15 protein-coding genes are annotated in these 17,469 nt (G+C 64.1%); 7 read left to right on the forward strand and 8 right to left on the reverse strand.

Features of this window, described 5'->3' with window-relative positions; all coding sequences use genetic code 11:
* Positions 1-152 precede the first annotated feature (152 nt).
* Positions 153-743, forward strand: a complete 591-nt coding sequence (locus tag DNX69_RS09070) for a hypothetical protein (protein WP_110785677.1) — start codon at positions 153-155, stop codon at positions 741-743.
* A gap of 32 nt (positions 744-775) precedes the next feature.
* On the opposite strand, the gene DNX69_RS09075 is transcribed toward DNX69_RS09070, so the two are convergent.
* The 5 genes from DNX69_RS09075 to DNX69_RS09095 all read right to left on the reverse strand — a co-directional run bounded on the left by DNX69_RS09075 (position 776) and on the right by DNX69_RS09095 (position 5,946).
* Entirely contained in the window at positions 776-1,615 is an 840-nt protein-coding gene (locus tag DNX69_RS09075; protein ID WP_110785678.1) for a universal stress protein, read from the reverse strand.
* A gap of 188 nt (positions 1,616-1,803) precedes the next feature.
* Positions 1,804-2,199, reverse strand: a complete 396-nt coding sequence (gene cyoD / locus DNX69_RS09080) for a cytochrome o ubiquinol oxidase subunit IV (RefSeq protein WP_110785679.1) — start codon at positions 2,197-2,199, stop codon at positions 1,804-1,806.
* Positions 2,196-2,846: a cytochrome (ubi)quinol oxidase subunit III gene (locus DNX69_RS09085; RefSeq protein WP_110785680.1), complete on the reverse strand. Its 651-nt coding sequence runs from the start codon at positions 2,844-2,846 to the stop codon at positions 2,196-2,198. The genes cyoD and DNX69_RS09085 overlap by 4 nt, the downstream gene beginning before the upstream one ends.
* Positions 2,843-4,846 carry a cytochrome o ubiquinol oxidase subunit I gene (gene cyoB / locus DNX69_RS09090; protein ID WP_110785681.1) on the reverse strand — a complete coding sequence of 668 codons (2,004 nt, stop codon included), beginning with the start codon at positions 4,844-4,846 and terminating at the stop codon, positions 2,843-2,845. Before cyoB ends, DNX69_RS09085 begins: the two co-directional genes overlap by 4 nt.
* A complete protein-coding gene (locus DNX69_RS09095) occupies positions 4,792-5,946 on the reverse strand; it encodes a cytochrome ubiquinol oxidase subunit II (RefSeq protein ID WP_234826906.1) in 1,155 nt (384 codons plus the stop codon). Before DNX69_RS09095 ends, cyoB begins: the two co-directional genes overlap by 55 nt.
* On the opposite strand from DNX69_RS09095, the gene DNX69_RS09100 reads away from it, so the two are divergent.
* From DNX69_RS09100 to DNX69_RS09110, 3 genes are read left to right on the forward strand one after another with little or no spacing between them, the layout of a single operon-like run.
* Positions 5,878-6,699 carry a class II glutamine amidotransferase gene (locus tag DNX69_RS09100; RefSeq protein WP_110785682.1) on the forward strand — a complete coding sequence of 274 codons (822 nt, stop codon included), beginning with the start codon at positions 5,878-5,880 and terminating at the stop codon, positions 6,697-6,699. The two genes, DNX69_RS09095 and DNX69_RS09100, sit on opposite strands and share 69 nt — an antisense overlap.
* A 29-nt stretch (positions 6,700-6,728) precedes the next feature.
* On the forward strand, positions 6,729-8,498 hold the full coding sequence (locus DNX69_RS09105; RefSeq protein ID WP_110785683.1) for an N-acetylglutaminylglutamine amidotransferase: 1,770 nt from the start codon (positions 6,729-6,731) through the stop codon (positions 8,496-8,498).
* Positions 8,488-9,720: a carboxylate-amine ligase gene (locus DNX69_RS09110; RefSeq protein WP_110785684.1), complete on the forward strand. Its 1,233-nt coding sequence runs from the start codon at positions 8,488-8,490 to the stop codon at positions 9,718-9,720. Before DNX69_RS09105 ends, DNX69_RS09110 begins: the two co-directional genes overlap by 11 nt.
* A gap of 36 nt (positions 9,721-9,756) precedes the next feature.
* Here DNX69_RS09110 and DNX69_RS09115 read toward each other — a convergent pair whose 3' ends face one another.
* Both DNX69_RS09115 and DNX69_RS09120 read right to left on the reverse strand, forming a co-directional pair.
* Positions 9,757-12,993 carry an efflux RND transporter permease subunit gene (locus DNX69_RS09115; RefSeq protein ID WP_110785685.1) on the reverse strand — a complete coding sequence of 1,079 codons (3,237 nt, stop codon included), beginning with the start codon at positions 12,991-12,993 and terminating at the stop codon, positions 9,757-9,759.
* Between the two features lie 129 nt (positions 12,994-13,122).
* On the reverse strand, positions 13,123-14,316 hold the full coding sequence (locus DNX69_RS09120) for an efflux RND transporter periplasmic adaptor subunit (protein ID WP_110785686.1): 1,194 nt from the start codon (positions 14,314-14,316) through the stop codon (positions 13,123-13,125).
* Between the two features lie 197 nt (positions 14,317-14,513).
* Here DNX69_RS09120 and DNX69_RS09125 point away from each other — a divergent pair, with 197 nt between their 5' ends.
* Both DNX69_RS09125 and DNX69_RS09130 read left to right on the forward strand, forming a co-directional pair.
* Positions 14,514-15,101: a TetR/AcrR family transcriptional regulator gene (locus DNX69_RS09125; RefSeq protein ID WP_110785687.1), complete on the forward strand. Its 588-nt coding sequence runs from the start codon at positions 14,514-14,516 to the stop codon at positions 15,099-15,101.
* A 120-nt stretch (positions 15,102-15,221) separates the two neighbouring features.
* Positions 15,222-16,388: a GGDEF domain-containing protein gene (locus DNX69_RS09130; RefSeq protein WP_110785688.1), complete on the forward strand. Its 1,167-nt coding sequence runs from the start codon at positions 15,222-15,224 to the stop codon at positions 16,386-16,388.
* A gap of 122 nt (positions 16,389-16,510) precedes the next feature.
* On the opposite strand, the gene DNX69_RS09135 is transcribed toward DNX69_RS09130, so the two are convergent.
* Complete coding sequence (locus tag DNX69_RS09135; RefSeq protein ID WP_110785689.1) at positions 16,511-16,978, reverse strand: hypothetical protein; 468 nt, start codon at positions 16,976-16,978, stop codon at positions 16,511-16,513.
* Positions 16,979-17,203: 225 nt separating this feature from the next.
* On the opposite strand from DNX69_RS09135, the gene DNX69_RS09140 reads away from it, so the two are divergent.
* Positions 17,204-17,440, forward strand: coding sequence for a hypothetical protein (locus DNX69_RS09140; RefSeq protein WP_110785690.1), 237 nt, complete (start codon positions 17,204-17,206; stop codon positions 17,438-17,440).
* Positions 17,441-17,469: the final 29 nt, after the last annotated feature.

Genomic DNA, 17,469 nt, shown 5'->3' on the forward strand with positions numbered 1-17,469 from the left:
GCGGCAAAGCCGAGACGCTCTTGTCAGGGAAATCCCCATCGACAGCTACAGAACAAAACGTTATCGTTTTGTTTATCTGAGTGGCGGTGGAGTTCGGCAGTCGTGCGACGTGCATCGGCCCTCCGCCAGCACCGAGCCGAAGGCGCCAGACCATGGACGCGAGCGTCAGCCATTCCGAACAAATCAGTTGGATCAAGGCCAAGCGGGACGCGATCGACATGCTCGCCTCTTCGCTGCACGGCTGGGCGGCCCATCTGGAAGGCGCCCAACGCACTGAGGCGCACCGCGCAATCGCCGAACTGCTGTCGATCCGCACCGTGTTCGCCGAGCGGCTCGATGCGCTGGCCTCCCGACACGCGATTCCGCCGGAGGTGGGCGACGTCACCGTCGCCTGGCTGTCGAAAGAATGGGGCAAGGCGCACGACGAAATCCGCTGGTTCTTGCTGGCGCGGCTGGGCAGCCTGTCCGACGATCAACTCGCCGTCGGAACGATCGATCGCAAGGCGGAGATCAAGGACGTATTGGAAAAGCTGAAGCAGGACTCCAGCGCAGCGATCGAGCAAGCCAAGCGCGATCTCGACGAAACTCTCGGACGAATCGCGGCCGAACAAGTCCGGCTGGGGACGTTCTCCACCTCCAGCGACAAGGCGCTGAAATCGATCAAGGCGACCTTCGAACGGACCCGCGAGCAACACGATCGGACGTGGCAGAGTATCGCGGAGATCTGTGATCGCGGCACATGAACGGGCCGTCGGCATCGCGACCGGCACGATCGTCAATGATACAGAAACAGCGAGCAAGGCGGATTGGCGACGAGCTCGTCCGTGGTCGAGCCGAACAGCGCCTCTCGAAACCCGCGACGTCCGTATGCGCCCATCACCAGCGTGCCGACTTTGCGATCGGCCACCGCGATCCTTATCGCCTCCGACGGTTCGACGTCCGACGACAGCGGATGCGACTCCGACTGATAATCATGGCTGCGCAGATACGAGGCCGCGGCCGCGCAGTTACGCTCGGCCGTCTCTTCACTTCGATCGACCGCCGCGACGACGATGCGACGTTCGGCGCCGAGGCCAAGCAGCACGAACATCTGCAGCGCGCGCATCGCCGCGATGCTGCCGTCATAGGCGATCAGCACATCCTCGCCTTCCGGCAGTTCGTCGGGACACACGATCATCGGCCGCGGTGTCCGCAGCAGTAATTTGGCGAGTACCTCCGACAGCGGCTCGTTGAGATCGCCCGCATAGCCGGTGTCGTGCCCGGCAATCACCAAATCCCGCGTTTCGCTGGCGAGCTGGAAGGCGTCGATCGGATCGCCTTCGAACGCCAGCCACGCGAACGGCAGGCCGCGGTCACGGCATTCGCGCTCGAAAATCTCGCGCAAACGTTGCTGCGCCTCCTCCGCCTGACGCTTCAGCTCGTCTTCGAGCTTGGCCTGATAGGCCGAGATGCCAATGCCGCCGAGGATCGGCGCTTCGATCGCCGACGGATCTACTCCGGCGAGCCCGGCCAATTCCGTCCCGGTCCGTTGCGCCAATTGGAATGCGTATCGCCGGGCAGAAACCGATGATGCGGTCTGACCGAGCAGGATCAATGTGCGCTTGAGCATGGACATCCGACTCTCCCCGTATCGACGCGGCCGGCGTGGGATCGCAGCTGCGCAAGCGGACTCGCCGACGGACCATGCCTCGCCGATCACGCTCGCACCACGCCGATCAGCAACCGATCGGGCGGCATTGTGTCGCGCGGGCGAGATCTCAGCGTCGCCGCCGCGCAACACACGATGGATCGGGTTGCAGCCGTTCAGCCGCCGGAGCGCATGATGTGCTCGACCGGCATCATGTTGTGATTGAGATGCCCCATGATCCAGATCGAGCCGCCGACCACCAGCAGCACGACCAGGGTGCCGAACGCGAGTGCCATCACGTTGTTGGTGTTGTCCGGTCCGGTGGTGATGTGGAGGAAGAACACCAGCTGCACGCCCATCTGCGCGATCGCCAGCACCGTGATCGCCACCGGGATGCTGGGCTGCCAGACGAGATCGGTGCCAGCGATGAAGAACGAGGTCGCAGTCAGCAGCACCGATAGCCCGAGCCCGACCGCATAGCCGAGCAATCGCGGGCCGATGCGAACGTCCTCCTGGTCGCCGGGGGCGACGTCGTAGGGCTCGGCGTCGTCGGTGACGCTCTTGTCGCTCATGTTGCGCTCCCGAGCAGATAGACCATCGAGAAAATCGCCACCCAGATGATGTCAAGCGCGTGCCAGAACAGCGAGAAGCACAGCAGCCGGCGGCAGATGTCGTCGCGAAAGCCCTTGGCGAACACCTGCGCCATCATCGTGAGCAGCCACAGCAGGCCCATCGTGACATGAAGCCCGTGGCATCCCACCAGCGTGAAGAACGCTGACAGAAACGCGCTGCGGGTCGGACCGGCTCCCTGCGCCACCAGGCCGGCAAATTCCCGCAGCTCCAGTACGAGGAAGGCAAGGCCGAGCAATCCGGTCACCGCCATCGCGAGCTGGAACCAGCGCTGGCTGCGCACCGCGGCGGCGACGCTCGCCATCCCGCAGGCGAAGCTCGACAGCAGCAGGCAACCGGTTTCGATCGCGACGTTGCGGAGATCGAACAGTTGTGCGCCGCCCGGCCCGCCCGCGGTGGCGCCGGACAGCACCGCGTAGCTCGCGAAGAAGCACGCGAACATCACGATGTCGGACAACAGGAAAATCCAGAAGCCGTACCCGACCACGATCCGTTTCGGCGCAGGCCCTTCGTGACTGGCGCCGACCGAATCCAGCCCGCGCAACTGATGCGGATCGTCCTGACCGTATGACAGCGTCGCCTCGGTCATGGTGCGCGCCCCGCCGCGGCCAGCGCAGCACGCCGTTCGGCGATGTTGGCGCGGTCGATCCGTGCGACCTCGGCCGCCGGGATGACGTATTCGTCGCGGTCGCGCCAGGCGAACACCACGAAGGTCGCGAACGCGCCGATCCCGCCGAGCGCCACCATCCACCAGATGTGCCAGATCAAGGCAAAGCCCATTACGGTCGCGAAGAATGCGCAGACAAATCCGGTCGGCGAATTCCGCGGCATCTCGATATCGTGATAGTCCTGCTTGCGGGTCTCGAGGCCGTGTTCCAACGCCTTTTGCTTGGTGGCCCAGTACGCGTCTTCGCCGGTCACGTCCGGATCGACTGCGAAGTTGAACACCGGCGGCGGCGACGAGGTCGCCCATTCCAGCGAACGCCCGTCCCACGGATCTCCAGTATGGTCGCGCAGCTCGTCACGATGGCGGATGCTGACCGCGAATTGCACGATCTGCAGCACCACCGCCGTCGCCATGATCGCGGTGCCGACACCGGCCACGATCATCAACGGGTGCCACGCCGCGACGTCGTAGTGTTGCAGCCGGCGGGTCATGCCGAGCAGACCGGCGACGTAGAGCGGCATGAAGGTGACGAAGAACCCGACCAGCGTGAACCAGAACGCGGCCTTGCCGAGTCCTTCGTGCAGGCGGAAGCCGAACGCCTTCGGAAACCAATAGGTGTAGCCCGCGAAAGCGCCGAACAGCACGCCGCCGATGATGACGTTGTGGAAGTGCGCGACCAGGAACAGGCTGTTGTGGAGCTGGAAGTCCGCCGGCGGCACCGCGACCAGCACGCCGGTCAGCCCGCCGATGATGAACGTCACCATGAAGCCGATCGCCCACAGCATCGGCGTCGCGAACCTGATCCGGCCGCCATACATCGTGAACAGCCAGTTGAAGATCTTCACCCCGGTCGGCACCGCGATGATCATGCTGGCGATGCCGAACACCGCGTTGACGGTGGCTCCCGCCCCCATCGTGAAGAAGTGGTGCAGCCACACCATGAACGAAATGATGCAGATCGCCATCGTCGCGAGCACCATCGAGCGGTAGCCGAACAGCGGCTTGCCGGAAAAGGTCGACACCACTTCCGAAAACACCCCGAAGGCCGGCAGCACCAAGATGTAAACCTCCGGATGCCCCCAGGCCCAGATCAGGTTCATGAACATCATCATGTTGCCGCCGGCTTCATTGGTGAAGAAATGAAAGCCGAGATAGCGGTCGAGCAGCAGCATCGCCAATGTGGCGGTGAGGATCGGAAACGCAGCGACGATCAGCAGGCAGGAGGCGAGCGTCGTCCAGCAGAACATCGGCATCCGCAAATACGTCATTCCGCGCGTCCGCAGCTTGAGCACGGTGGTGACGAGGTTGATCCCCGCCACCAGCGTTCCAATGCCGGAGATCTGCAGCGCCCAGGCGTAGTAGTCGACGCCGACGCCCGGCGAATAGCTGAGCTCGGACAGCGGCGGAAACGGCAGCCAGCCGGTGCGGGCGAACTCTCCCACCACCAGCGACAGATTGACCAGCAGCGCCCCGCTCGCAGTCAGCCAGAAGCCGACCGAATTGAGCGTCGGAAACGCGACGTCCCGCACGCCGAGCTGCAGGGGCACCACCAGATTCATCAGCCCGATCACGAATGGCATCGCGACGAAGAAGATCATGATGGTGCCGTGCGCGGAGAAGATCTGGTTGTAGTGCTCCGGCGGCAGATAACCGGGCGATTGGTAGGCGATCGCCTGCTGTGCACGCATCATGATCGCGTCGACGCCGCCGCGCAGCAGCATCACCATCGCCAGCATCATGTACATGACGCCGATCCGCTTATGATCGACGCTGGTGATCCATTCGCGCCAGAGATAGGGAAAGTAGCCTTTGAGCCCTGCCCACAGCAGGATGGCGACGATCGCCGCCATCACAGTAGCGCCGGCGATCAGCGGAATTGGCTGATCGATCGGAATGGCCGACCAGTCGAGCTTGCCGAGCATATCGCGTTGGCTCCAAAATTCGCTTCGATGTACGACTGCGCGCCGTCCGTAGTCGGACGCGGCCCCGGCTGCGGCGGAATCCGTTGCGTGCTGATGGCCTCAAACAGCAGCGGATCGGCCAGCCGATAGCTCCGCGTGCCGCTCACCGGCGCCTGCTTCATCAGCTCTTTGTAACTGTCCGCGTTCAGCGCTTTGTCACTCGACGCCGTCTTGGCGACCCATTCGGAGAATGCGATCGGCGACACGACATGCACCGGAAACATCATGTCGGGAAAGCCGTCACCGCTGAAATGCGACGACAGCCCGCGCAACTCGCCTTCGCTGTCGGCTCGAAGGTTCAGCCGCGTCACCATGCCGTTCATCGTATAGATCATGCTGCCGAGCTGGGGGATGAAGAACGCGTTCATCACGCTCGCCGACGTCAATTCGAACTTCAGCGAGGCGCCGACCGGCACGGTCAGCGAGTTGATCGTCGCAATGCCCTGATCCGGGTAGATGAACAGCCACTTCCAGTCCATCGACACCACTTGGATCCGAACCGGAATGCCGGTTCCTTCGACCGGCGCGGCCGGATCGAGCCGGTGTGCACCAATCCAGGTGACACCGCCGAGCAGAATGATGGTCAGCGTCGGGATCGACCACACCACGAGTTCGATCTTTCCCGAATAAGTAAACTCCGGCCGATACTTCGCCCGTGGATTGGAAGCGCGAAACCAGAACGCGAAAGCCAGGATGGCAATGATCGTCGGCACCACGATCGCGAGCATGATCACCACGGAATCAACCAGAATGGTCGAATTTCCGTACGCGACCGGACCTTTGGGGTCGAAAATGTTCATGTGGCGGCGCGCCTTGCGGCGGTTCCAAGAGGGTCGGTAACGAGCAACGTCGGCATCCGTTCCGAACTTAGCCGTTGATGCGCGCTTAGGCGAGTGGCCACGGAACATTGCCCGCCGTGCATCAGTTGGAGGAACGCGAACGCCGCCCATCCGGCGATATTTCGAGGTGCACAGATGTTTCGAGGTCTGTAGATGTGCCGCTGGCTGGCATACCGCGGAAAAGAGACGTCCTTCGACAGCTACGTCACCGAACCCGTCCACTCCCTGATCAATCAGAGCCTGCGCGCCCGGGAGTCCGCTGGTAGCACCAATGGCGATGGTTTCGGGCTCGGTTGGTACGGCGTTCACCCCGAGCCGGGGCTGTATCGCGAGACCAGGCCAGCGTGGTCCGATGAAAACCTGAGCTATCTCTGCCGACATCTGCAATCGCACATGTTCTTTGCCCATGTCCGCGCGGCGACCGGCACCGCGGTGACGCGGCAGAACTGTCATCCGTTCGCATGCGGGCGCTGGATGTTCATGCACAACGGCTTCATCGGAAGCTGGAGCCGGCTGCGCCGCAAGGTGGAGGCGATGATCCCCGATGAACTGTATCCGTCGCGCGTCGGCACCACCGATTCGGAGGCGGTGTTTCTCGCGATGATGGGGCAGGATCTCGAGCAGGATCCGATCGGTGCCACGCAGCGCGTGATGCGCGCGCTGTGCGAATTGGTCGACGAAGACGGATTGCGCGAACGGATGCGTTTCACCTCGGCGCTCGCGAACGGCCAAGACCTCTATGCGTTCCGGTTCTCGCACAACGACACGGCGAACACGCTCTATTACCGCGAGGATGGGCCGCTCGTAGTTGCCTCCGAACCGTTCGACACCGAACAAAACTGGACCGCAGTGCCGGCTAATCATGTGCTGATTTCGCGCCCCTCCTGCCCGGTCGAAATCCGTCCGTTTATGCCCGAGCCGGAGAATGTGTCGCGGGAACCCGAGCATACTCGAAATGTTGTCGAGAGAGCTTAAACGTTCGGCAACGGAGGCCTTGAGCAAAGATGTGTGGAATTTGCGGAGAAATCCGCACCCGTGGCGAGCCTTCGATTTCTTCGTTGAAGGCAGTCACCCGCGCAATGCAAACGCGCGGACCTGACTCCGAAGGATTGTTCGCGCAGGGCCCGATGGCGTTCGGCCACCGGCGCCTGAGCATTATCGATCTGGCTCCTGCGGCGCAGCAGCCGATGATCGACAGCGAGCTCGGTCTCGGCATTGTCTTCAACGGCTGCATCTACAATTTCCGCGAACTGCGCGAGGAACTGACGCAGCGCGGCTATCGGTTCTTTTCGCAAGGCGATACCGAGGTCATTCTCAAGAGTTATCATGCCTGGGGCGCCGACTGCGTCGCGCGATTCAAGGGCATGTTCGCCTTCGCGTTGTGGGAGCGCGACAGCGGACGGGTCGTGCTGGCGCGCGACCGGCTCGGCATCAAGCCGCTCTATTACGTCGACGGACCGACCTCTTTCCGATTCGCGTCGGACCTGCCTGCCCTGCTCGCGGGCGGCGGCGTCGATACATCGCTCGATCCAGTCGGGCTGCATCAATTCTTCAGCTTCCACGCGGCGGTTCCGCCACCGCGCACCATCCTGCGCGGCGTCAAGAAGTTGGAGCCGGCCACCCTTCTCACGTTGGAGCCGGACGGCTCCCGGACCACGCGGCGCTATTGGCACTTTGCCGTCGGTGCCTCGCGCGACGATCGGGTGATGACCGAACAGGAATGGACCGAAGCGGTGACCGACGCGATGCTGACCGCGGTCGATCGCCGCCGGGTTGCCGACGTGCCGGTCGGCGTGCTGCTGTCGGGCGGCCTCGACTCGTCGCTGATCGTTGCATTGCTCGCAAAGCTCGGCCACAGCGACGTGAAAACTTTCGCAATTGGGTTCGAGAGCGTCGGCGGACACAGCGGGGATGAATTCTATTATTCGGACCTCGTCGCGAAGCACTTCTCGACCTCGCACGAGCAGATCAGAATCGACGGCGGCGAGGCCCTGCGGCACTTGCCGGATGCGATTCAGGCGATGTCCGAACCAACGGTCAGCCACGACGCGGTCGCCTTCTATCTGTTGTCGCGAGAAGTCGCCAAACGCGTGACGGTCGTGCAAAGCGGCCAAGGAGCCGACGAAGTGTTCGGCGGCTACAGCTGGTACCCGTCGATGCTCGCCGCGAACAACGCCTCGGACAAGTATCGCGAGGTGTATTTCGACTGGAGGCATTCCGACATCGCCAAGCTGCTGACGCCGGATCTTGTCACGGACGACCACAGCTCGGATTTCGTCGAAAACTTTTTCGATCAGACCTCGGCAAGCACCCCGGTCGACAAGGCGTTGCAGATCGATGCCGAAATCATGATGGTCGACGATCCGGTCAAGCGCGTCGACAACATGACCATGGCTCATGGCCTGGAGGCCCGGGTGCCGTTTCTCGATCACGAATTGGTCGAACTCGCCGCTCGGATTCCTGCCTCGCTCAAGCTCGGCGACGGCGGCAAATACATCCTCAAGAAAGCTGCGCGCGCCCTGCTCCCCGCGGACGTGATCGACCGGCCCAAAGGCTATTTTCCGGTGCCGGCGCTGCGGCATCTGCGCGGCGATTTCCTCGACTACGTTCGCGACACTCTGACGTCGTCGGCGGCACGCGACCGCGGCCTGTATCGTGCCGATTTCATCGATCACATGCTCGACCAGCCCGAAGCAGAGATGAGTCCGAAAGGTCATTCGCGGCTGTGGCAGGCGGCCCTCCTCGAAGCGTGGTTGCAGGCCCATGCCATTTGATCCGAAAATCCTGGACAAGCTGCGGCTCAATTTGAGCGCCAGCCAGCAGCATTTGGTGATCCGGTCCGCGATCGGAGTCGACGCCGATGCGGCTTATTCGTTTGGCGTCGAGGAAGAATATTTCCTCGCGGACGCCGAGACCTACGAAGTGGCGATGCAGACGCCGAACGGGCTGTTCGAGACTGCGAGCTGGTCGACCGGCGGCCAGGCGATGCGCGAAATGCTGCAGGCGCAGATCGAAGTCGCCAGTAACGTTCACGTCGATCCCAGCGACGCCCGCAAGGAACTGCGCTTTCTACGAAGCGAAGTCGCAGCCGCCGCAGCCCAGCATGGCCTCGTCATCATGGCGAGCGCCACCCATCCGACGGCGTCGTGGCAGGCCTCCAAGCCGAGCCCGAAGCAGCGCTATGCCGACATGATCGAGGATCTGCGCGCCATCGGTCACCGTAACATGCTCTGCGGCATGCACGTCCACGTGCAAACTCCGCCGCAGGCCGAACGCGTTGGGGTGATGCGGGCGATGATCCCGTACCTGCCGCTGTTCATCGCGCTGGCGACCTCGTCGCCGTTCTGGAACGGCAAGGAGACCGGCCTTCGCGGCTATCGCCTCGCCGCATACGACGAACTGCCCCGCACCGGGCTGCCGGAATTGTTCACCACCCAAGCCGAATACGACGCCTATGTCGAAGCGCTGGTGTGCTCGGGTGTAATGCCGAACGAGAGCTACGTCTGGTGGGCACTGCGGCCGTCGTTCCGCCATCCGACGCTCGAGCTGCGCGCGCCGGATGTGTGCACGCGGCTGGAGGACGCGGTGTTGATCGCGTCGCTGTATCGGGCACTGATCAAGTACCTGTGCGAGCATCCTGCCTCCGCCCAACAGGTCGACAACGTCGAACGCGCGATCGCGGTCGAGAACAAATGGCGCGCGCAGCGCTACGGCACCGACTGCGTCTTTGCCTCCAAAGACGGTCCGATCGAGATCCGTGAATTCCTCGACAAGGTGATCGCGCAAGTATTGCCCGATGCCAAATCACTCGGCTGCGCCGCCGAGGTCGAAGGCTGCCGCAGCATCCTGGAGCACGGCAACTCCGCGGACGCCCAGCTTCGTGCCTATCACGACGCCGGCGGCGATCTCTCGGCGGTGACGCAGTGGATCGCGCGCCAGACCCTCGGCGAAGATACCGTCCCTACTGTCCGCGATTCCGCCGAAAGGGTCCAATAACAACTTGACCGAACCGGCCGCAGCAGCAGGTGTGCATCAGGGATGCACACCGTTGGCGGTGTGCCGGCGTGGCTCCAGCTCATGTGAGGCCGGTGACAGCGGCGCGTCCTGATCGACAGTCCCTTGGCCGTGTTGCGTCAGCGGCCGGTTGCCGGCCAGGGCACGCAGCAGCACATAGAACATCGGGGTGAAGAAGATGCCGAAGGCTGTCACCCCGATCATGCCGGCGAACACCGCAACACCCATGGCGTGGCGCATCTCGGAACCGGCACCACTCGACGTCACCAGCGGCACCACGCCCATGATGAACGCCATCGAGGTCATCAGGATCGGCCGAAGCCGCAATCGGCTAGCCTCGATCGCCGCCTCGATCGGCTTGCGCCCCGCGAATTCAAGTTCGCGCGCGAATTCGACGATCAGGATGGCGTTCTTCGCCGACAGACCAACAAGGACAATCAATCCGATCTGAGTGAAGACGTTGTTGTCGCCCTTGCTGATCCAGACGCCGAACATTGCGGCGAGCAGCCCCATCGGCACGATCATGATGATCGACAGCGGCAACGTCAGGCTTTCGTATTGCGCGGCCAGCACCAGGAACACCAAGAGCAACGCCACCGGGAACACGATCAGCGACGAGTTGCCGGCGATGATTTCCTGATAGGTCAGCTCGGTCCATTCATAGGATACGCCCTTCGGCAGCGTCTCCTTGGCGACGCGGTCGATCGCAGCCTGCGCCTGCCCGGTCGAAAAGCCGGGCGCGGCACCGCCACTGATGTCCGCCGTGAGGAAGCCGTTGTAGCGCATCGCCCGCTCCGGCCCGGCGCTCTCCTTGACCCGCAGCAGCGTCGACAGCGGGATCATCTCGCCAGAATCCGAGCGCACCTTGAGCTGGCCGATGTCGTCGGCCCGCGCCCTGAACTTGGCATCCGCCTGCACCCGCACCGAATAGGTGCGACCGAACTTGTTGAAGTCGTTGACGTAGAGCGAGCCGAGATAGATCTGCATGGTCTCGAAGATCGAGGTCACCGGCACGTTGAGCTGCCGCGCCTTGGTACGGTCGACGTCGGCATAGAGCTGCGGCACGTTGATCTGGTAGCTGGTGAACAGCCCGGCCAGTTCTTTCTGCGCGCTCGCCTTGGCGACGAACGCCTTGGTGGCATCGTTGAGGGCCTCGTAACCCAGCCCCGCACGATCCTCAATCTGCAACTTGAAGCCGCCGATGGTGCCGAGGCCGGCGACCGGCGGCGGCGGGAACATCGCGATGAACGCATCCTGGATGCCGGCGAACTTCTTGTTCAGCGACAGCGCGATGGCGTTGCCGCTCAGCGCGGGGCTCTTGCGGTCAGCGAAGTCCTTCAGCCCGATGAAGACGATGCCGGAGTTCGACGAGTTGGTGAAGCCGTTGATCGACAGGCCGGGAAATTGGATCGAGTTTTCGACCCCCGGCTCCTGCTGGGCGATCTCGCCCATCCGGCGGATCACCTCCTCGGTGCGGTCCAGTGTGGCACCGTCCGGCAGTTGCGCAAAGCCGACCAGATACTGCTTGTCCTGTCCAGGCACGAAGCCGCCCGGCACCGCGTGGAACAAGTAGAAAGTGGCGCCGACCAGCACCAGATACAGCCCCATGCCGACCGCGCGGCGCGACACCACGCGCTTGACGCCGCCGCCATAGGCTTCCGAACTGCGGGTGAAGAAGCGATTGAAGCGCACGAAGAACCAGCCGAGCGTCTTGTCCATCAGCTTCGTCAGCGCGTCCTTCGGCGCGTCGTGGCCCTTCAGCAGGAGCGCCGCGAGCGCCGGGGACAGCGTCAGCGAATTGAACGCCGAGATCACCGTCGAGATCGCAACCGTCAGGGCGAACTGCTTGTAGAACTGCCCGGTGAGCCCGGTGATGAAGGCGAGCGGTACGAACACCGCGACCAGCACCAGCGCAATCGCGATGATCGGCCCGGTCACCTCACGCATCGCCTGATAGGCGGCTTCCTTCGGCCCGAGGCCGCGCTCGATGTTGCGCTCGACATTCTCGACCACGACGATGGCGTCGTCGACCACGATGCCGATCGCCAGCACCAGGCCGAACAAGGTCAGCGCGTTGATCGAAAAGCCGAACACATGCATCACCGCGAAGGTGCCGACCACCGACACCGGCACTGCGATCAACGGAATGATCGAGGCTCGCCAGGTCTGCAGAAACAGGATCACCACCAGCACCACCAGCGCGATCGCTTCCAGCAAGGTGTGGATCACCGCCTCGATCGAAGCGCGAACGAACTGGGTCGGATCGTAGACGATGTCATAGGAGACGCCGTCCGGCATGTTCTGTTTCAGCTCCTTCATCGTCGCGCGGACGTTGTCGGAAATCTGGATCGCGTTGGAGCCGGGCGACTGGAAGATCGGGATCGCCACCGCGGATTTGTTGTTAAGCAGCGAGCGCAGCGCGTAGTCGGCGGCCCCGAGTTCGATCCGCGCGACGTCGCGCAGCCGCACCACTTCGCCGTTGTCGCCGTTCTTGACGATGATGTCGCCGAATTCCTCTTCGGTCTGCAGCCGGCCTTGCGCGTTGATCGAGAGCTGCAGGTCGAGCCCCGGCTCGCCCGGCGAACTACCGACCTGCCCGGCCGCGGCCTGGACGTTCTGGGCGCGGATTTCGCGCACAATGTCGGCCGGCGACAGGCCGCGCTCGGCGACCTTCTGCGGATCGAGCCAGACCCGCATCGAATAGTCGCCGGAGCCGAACAACTGCACCTGCCCGACGCCCGGGATCCGCGCCAGACGATCCTTGACGTTGAGCACCGCGTAGTTGCGTAGGTACGTCATGTCGTAACGGTCGTTCGGCGACATCAGATGCACCACCATGGTAAGGTCGGGCGCGCTCTTGATGGTGGTGATGCCGAGCGCGCGGACTTCCGCCGGCAGCCGCGGTTCGGCCTGCGAGACGCGGTTCTGCACCAGCTGCTGCGCCTTGTCCGGATCGGTGCCGAGGCGGAAGGTGACGTTGAGCGTCATCTTGCCGTCGGTGGTCGCCTGGCTGCTCATGTACAGCATGTTCTCGACGCCGTTGATCTGCTCCTCGATCGGCGTCGACACGGTTTCGGCGATCACCTTCGGATTGGCGCCGGGATATTGCGCCGACACCACGATGGTCGGCGGCGCCACCTCCGGATATTCGGAGATCGGCAGCACCGGCATCGACAGCAGGCCGGCGAGGAAGATCACCGCCGACAACACGCCTGCGAAGATCGGGCGATCGATGAAGAATTTTGAGAAATTCATGGCTGTGTTCCGCCGGTTCGCTCGCGCGCGAAGCGCAATCATCCCTGCGCGGCGGACGGAACGTCTGCCGCGTGACTGTCTGTTGAAACGATGAGGTTCGGCCCCGCCTTCGCGGCGGAGCCGCGACGGTTAGTTCTGTGCGACCGTCTTGCTGGAGGCGGCATCCATTGCGACCGTCTCCGGCTTAATGGTGACGCCGGGACGGACCCGCTGCAGGCCGTTGACGACGATGCGCTCGCCGGCCTTCAGACCAGAGGAGATCACCCGCAGACCATCGACCGCCGGGCCGAGCGTCACCTCGCGATACTGGGCGTGGTTGTCGGCATCGACCACCATCACGAACTTCTTGTTCTGGTCGGTGCCGACCGCGCGCTCGCTGACCAGCAGCGCGGCTTCCGGCTTCGGCTGCCCCATCGACAGCCGCGCGAACTGGCCCGGCATCAGCCGACCGTCGGCATTGTCGAACACCGCGCGCACCCGCACCGTCCCGGAGCGCGGATCGACCTGGTTGTCGATGAACTGCATCTTGCCCTTGACCGGCGCCCTGCCCGCAACCGTCGTCATCTCGACCGGGATACGCTCGATCGCGCCCGGGGTGTTTTCGTCAGCCAGCGTCTTCAGCGCGCGGGTCACGACCTGTTCGTCGGCATTGAAGCTGGCATAGATCGGATTGACCGAGACCAGCGTCGTCAGCAGCGGTGAGCTCGGGCCGGCGGCGATCAGATTGCCGACGGTGATCTCGACCTTGCCGACGCGGCCGGACACCGGTGCGCGGATTTCGGTGTAGCTGAGATTGAGCTCGGCGGTCTTCAGCGCCGCCTCGGCGGATTTGAGGTTCGCCTCGGCCTCGCGATAGGCATTGAGGCGATTGTCGACCTCGCGCTGGGTGATGCTGGAGCTGGAGAGCTGCTGGCTGCGCTCGACATCGGCCTTGGTGAAGACGACGCGCGCACGCGCTGCCGACAATTGCGCCTGGGCGCGATCGACCTCGGCGGCATACAGCGACGGATCGATCCGGACCAACAGATCGCCCCTGTTGACCAGGGTGCCTTCCCTGAACTGGATCTCCTGCACAGCGCCGGCAACCCGCGAGCGGATCTCGACCCGCTCGATCGCTTCGAGCCGTCCCGAAAACTCTTCCGAGGGCGTGGTCGCCTTGGCCTCGACGGTGGCGACCGAAGCGGTAACGGCCGGCGGCGGCCCCGCCGTCTGCGCCTTTGCCCCGGGCGCCTGGTTCAACAGCAGCGCCCCGCCGCCGACCCCCGCCGCCACCGCGGCGATCACGCCGCCAAATGCGAACTTCCGAGTGAAGCCAATCGCCATAGGAACCCCATCCGTATCCGCCAGGCTTGCAAAAAGCCGAGCGATCTCAGTAACTCGCCCTGCAGTGAGGGTGAATCGAACACCCGCTCCACCACGCTGCAGCGCACACATTCGTACCGTCCGGTATAGATGGACCATCGACATCCACTGTCAAGAGACTTATCTACCGCTCGGTAGAAATCTCTGGAGATCCAGCCATGACCCTGGGACGCCCCCGCGAATTCGACGTCGATGCGGCGCTCGACCGCGCTTTGCATGTGTTCTGGCGCAAGGGGTACGAGGGCACGTCGATGACCGACCTCACCGACGCGATGGGCATCACCAAACCCAGCCTCTATGCCGCGTTCGGCAACAAGGAAGAGCTGTTCCGCAAAGCGCTGGATCGCTACGTCGACGGGCCGGGCAGCTACTATCAGGCCGGGCTGCAGAAGCCGACTGCGCGCGAAGTCGTCGAGCACATTCTGTACGGCGCCGCGGATGCGATGTCCGATCCGAGCAACCCCGGCTGCCTGGCGGTCCAGGGCGCGCTGTGCTGCGGCGACGCCGCAGAGACGATCAAGCAGGAACTTGCGGCGCGGCGCGGCAAGACCGAAGAAGATCTGCGAGACCGCCTGAGCCGGGCTGTCACCGAGGGCGATCTGCCGTCCGGTTCCCACGCGGGCGACCTCGCCCGCTACGTCTCGGCGATCCTGCAGGGCATGGCCGTCCAGGCAGCGAGCGGCGCCCCGCGCGACCAGCTTCGCAAGCTCGCCGACATGGCGCTTCGGAATTGGCCGCCGGTGTGATCTGCGGAGTAGCTCCGCCTCGACGTCGTTGACAACTCGTTAACGATAGCAAGAGCGGGTTACCGACTGTCGCCCGTGGTTGCCATCGGTTATTAGGAAGTGGCTCCGATATTGCGGACTATGCCTCTCACGGTGTTGTCCAGATACCTGCATCCCGACCCGCGGATTCGCCGCGAGCTGGTCGAATTGCTCTACACTTCGCTACCGCAAGTGGTGGCAATCGGCGTGACGTCGGTGACGGGCGCGCTGACTCTCACGCTGCTCGGAGACGATCCGGGCTATGCGGTGATTACGTTTTTCATCCTGGTCACCGCCACCGCGCGGGTCATCTCGTTGATGCGCTACAAGGCTCGCGCCGCGCAGTTCACCGACGCCGATGTAGTGCGCTGGGAACGTCTGTACGGCGCCGGCGCCACCGCCTTCAGCCTGGCGCTCGGTGCATTGTCGTTCCGTGCGCTGCAGCTCGGCGATGCCCCCGGCGCCTGGATCGCGTTCGGCCTGTCGATGTCGTACTGCGTCGGCATGGTGTCACGCGCGGCGATCCGGCCGTGGATCATCCTCACCGCCGCAGCGGCGCTGCTGATGCCCACCATGATCGCCGGCATGATGCGACCGGAGCTCGCCTACAAGATCGGCGCCGGCATGCTGGTGCTGTTCTGGCTGACGCTACGCGAAGCGTCCAAGCATCTCAGCGCCGCATTCACCGAGCGGCTTGAAGCCAAGCATCGGCTGGCGCGTCAGGCCAACCACGACTTTCTCACCGGCCTGCCCAACCGCGCCGGATTCCTGCAGGCTCTGTCGGAGGTCCGCGGCGATTTCACCGTGATCGCTATCGACCTCGACGGCTTCAAGCCGATCAACGACCGGCACGGACACCAGGCCGGCGACGACCTGCTGCGGCAAGTGGCCGAGCGCCTGTCGGCCTGCGTCGGGACCGATGGCATCGCCGCCAGATTCGGCGGCGATGAATTCATGCTACTGAAACCGGTAGCCGCCGACGAGCAAGGTCATGCCGAAGCATCGGCTCTTGCGCGCAAGGCTGTGTTCGAGCTGTCGCTGCCGTTCTTGCTGTCCGATTTGCCGGTCCGCATCGGCGCGTCCGCCGGCATCGCTGTCAGTGGCGCGGCCCTGAGCCAACGCACGACTCCGCAATTTCTCGAGCGGGTCGACCGTGCACTCTATGCCGCCAAGCGCGCCGGCGGCGGCTGCGCCTGGGCGGACACTGAGATTGAACCACCCTTCTCCTGCGCCAACGAAAGCTGCCTGCCCAATCCGGAAGCAGCTTGACGCCGCTGGGCGGAAACACGCTGAACCACGCCCGCGCCACCCACCCTACCATCGGCGGGTCGCGTTATCCGGCAGGAGCAACGGCGGGACTGAACGGCTGATAGTTCAGGCCCGTCGCGCGGTCAGGACTTCGGTGCCGCTGCGGGCTGGGAAGCAGCCGGCGGCTTGGGCGCAGCCGCCGGTTTGCGTGCGGCCGCGGGCTTGTCGGCGAAGCCGTTGTAGCAAGCAAGCCGCTCGTCTTCTTCCTTGAGCAAGCGACAATCCGCCGCAGCCTTGGCCGGCTTCGCTTTGGCGCCCGGCTTGGTCGCCTTCGGCTTCGGCGGATAGATCGCGTCGAAGCACTCGAGCCTTTCCTTCGTGGCGTCCTCGATATCGAGGCACGCCCTCATCTGTTCCGCGACCGACGGCTTCGCCGCCGCCGTGTTCTTGGCAGCCTTGTGCCCCTTCGGCTTGATCTGCAACAGCGGCTGATCGCCGACCATCGGCGTAGCATGTCCCGCAGCAGGCGCATTGCCTGCGGCCGGTGCGTTGTTCTGCGCCAGCGCCGCGCTCGACACGAGCAGCGCCGCAACGACCATGATCGTCCTCATCGAAATCCCCGTCCCTTGCCCCGAACCACATGCGGCCGGCCGCTGCCGCGGCGATGATCCACAAACCGAACACGCCCAGCGCCGTCAAGCGTGCCGGGTGCCGCAGCCCGGCCCGTCCACGGCGCAAGCACGGCGTTGAGAATGCGGCGGGTTTTGGGCAAGCCCGCTCGGCTCCACAACCTCGGCGGCTAGTCAGATCGTCGCCCAAGCGCTACATCAGCACCGATGAAGTACATGCTGATCGTTCTCGCCGTCCTGCTTCCAGTTTCGGCTGGGGCTGAGCCGCGCAAGTCCGCGGTCCCCAAGGCATTGGCCGAGACCAGCGCGCCGGCTCCTCGGGCGCCAGGATCAGGACGTAATCCCTGCTCGGCCTTTGGCCCCGGCTTCGTTCAGCTGGAAGGCAGTTCGACCTGCGTCAAGCTCGGCGGCAGCATCAGCGTCGGAGCCGGCGTGCGCCGCTGACCTCGGAGCATTCCGCACTGGAACCCACC

Source organism: Rhodopseudomonas palustris, from assembly GCF_003226555.1.
Taxonomy (GTDB): Bacteria; Pseudomonadota; Alphaproteobacteria; order Rhizobiales; family Xanthobacteraceae; genus Rhodopseudomonas; species Rhodopseudomonas palustris_I.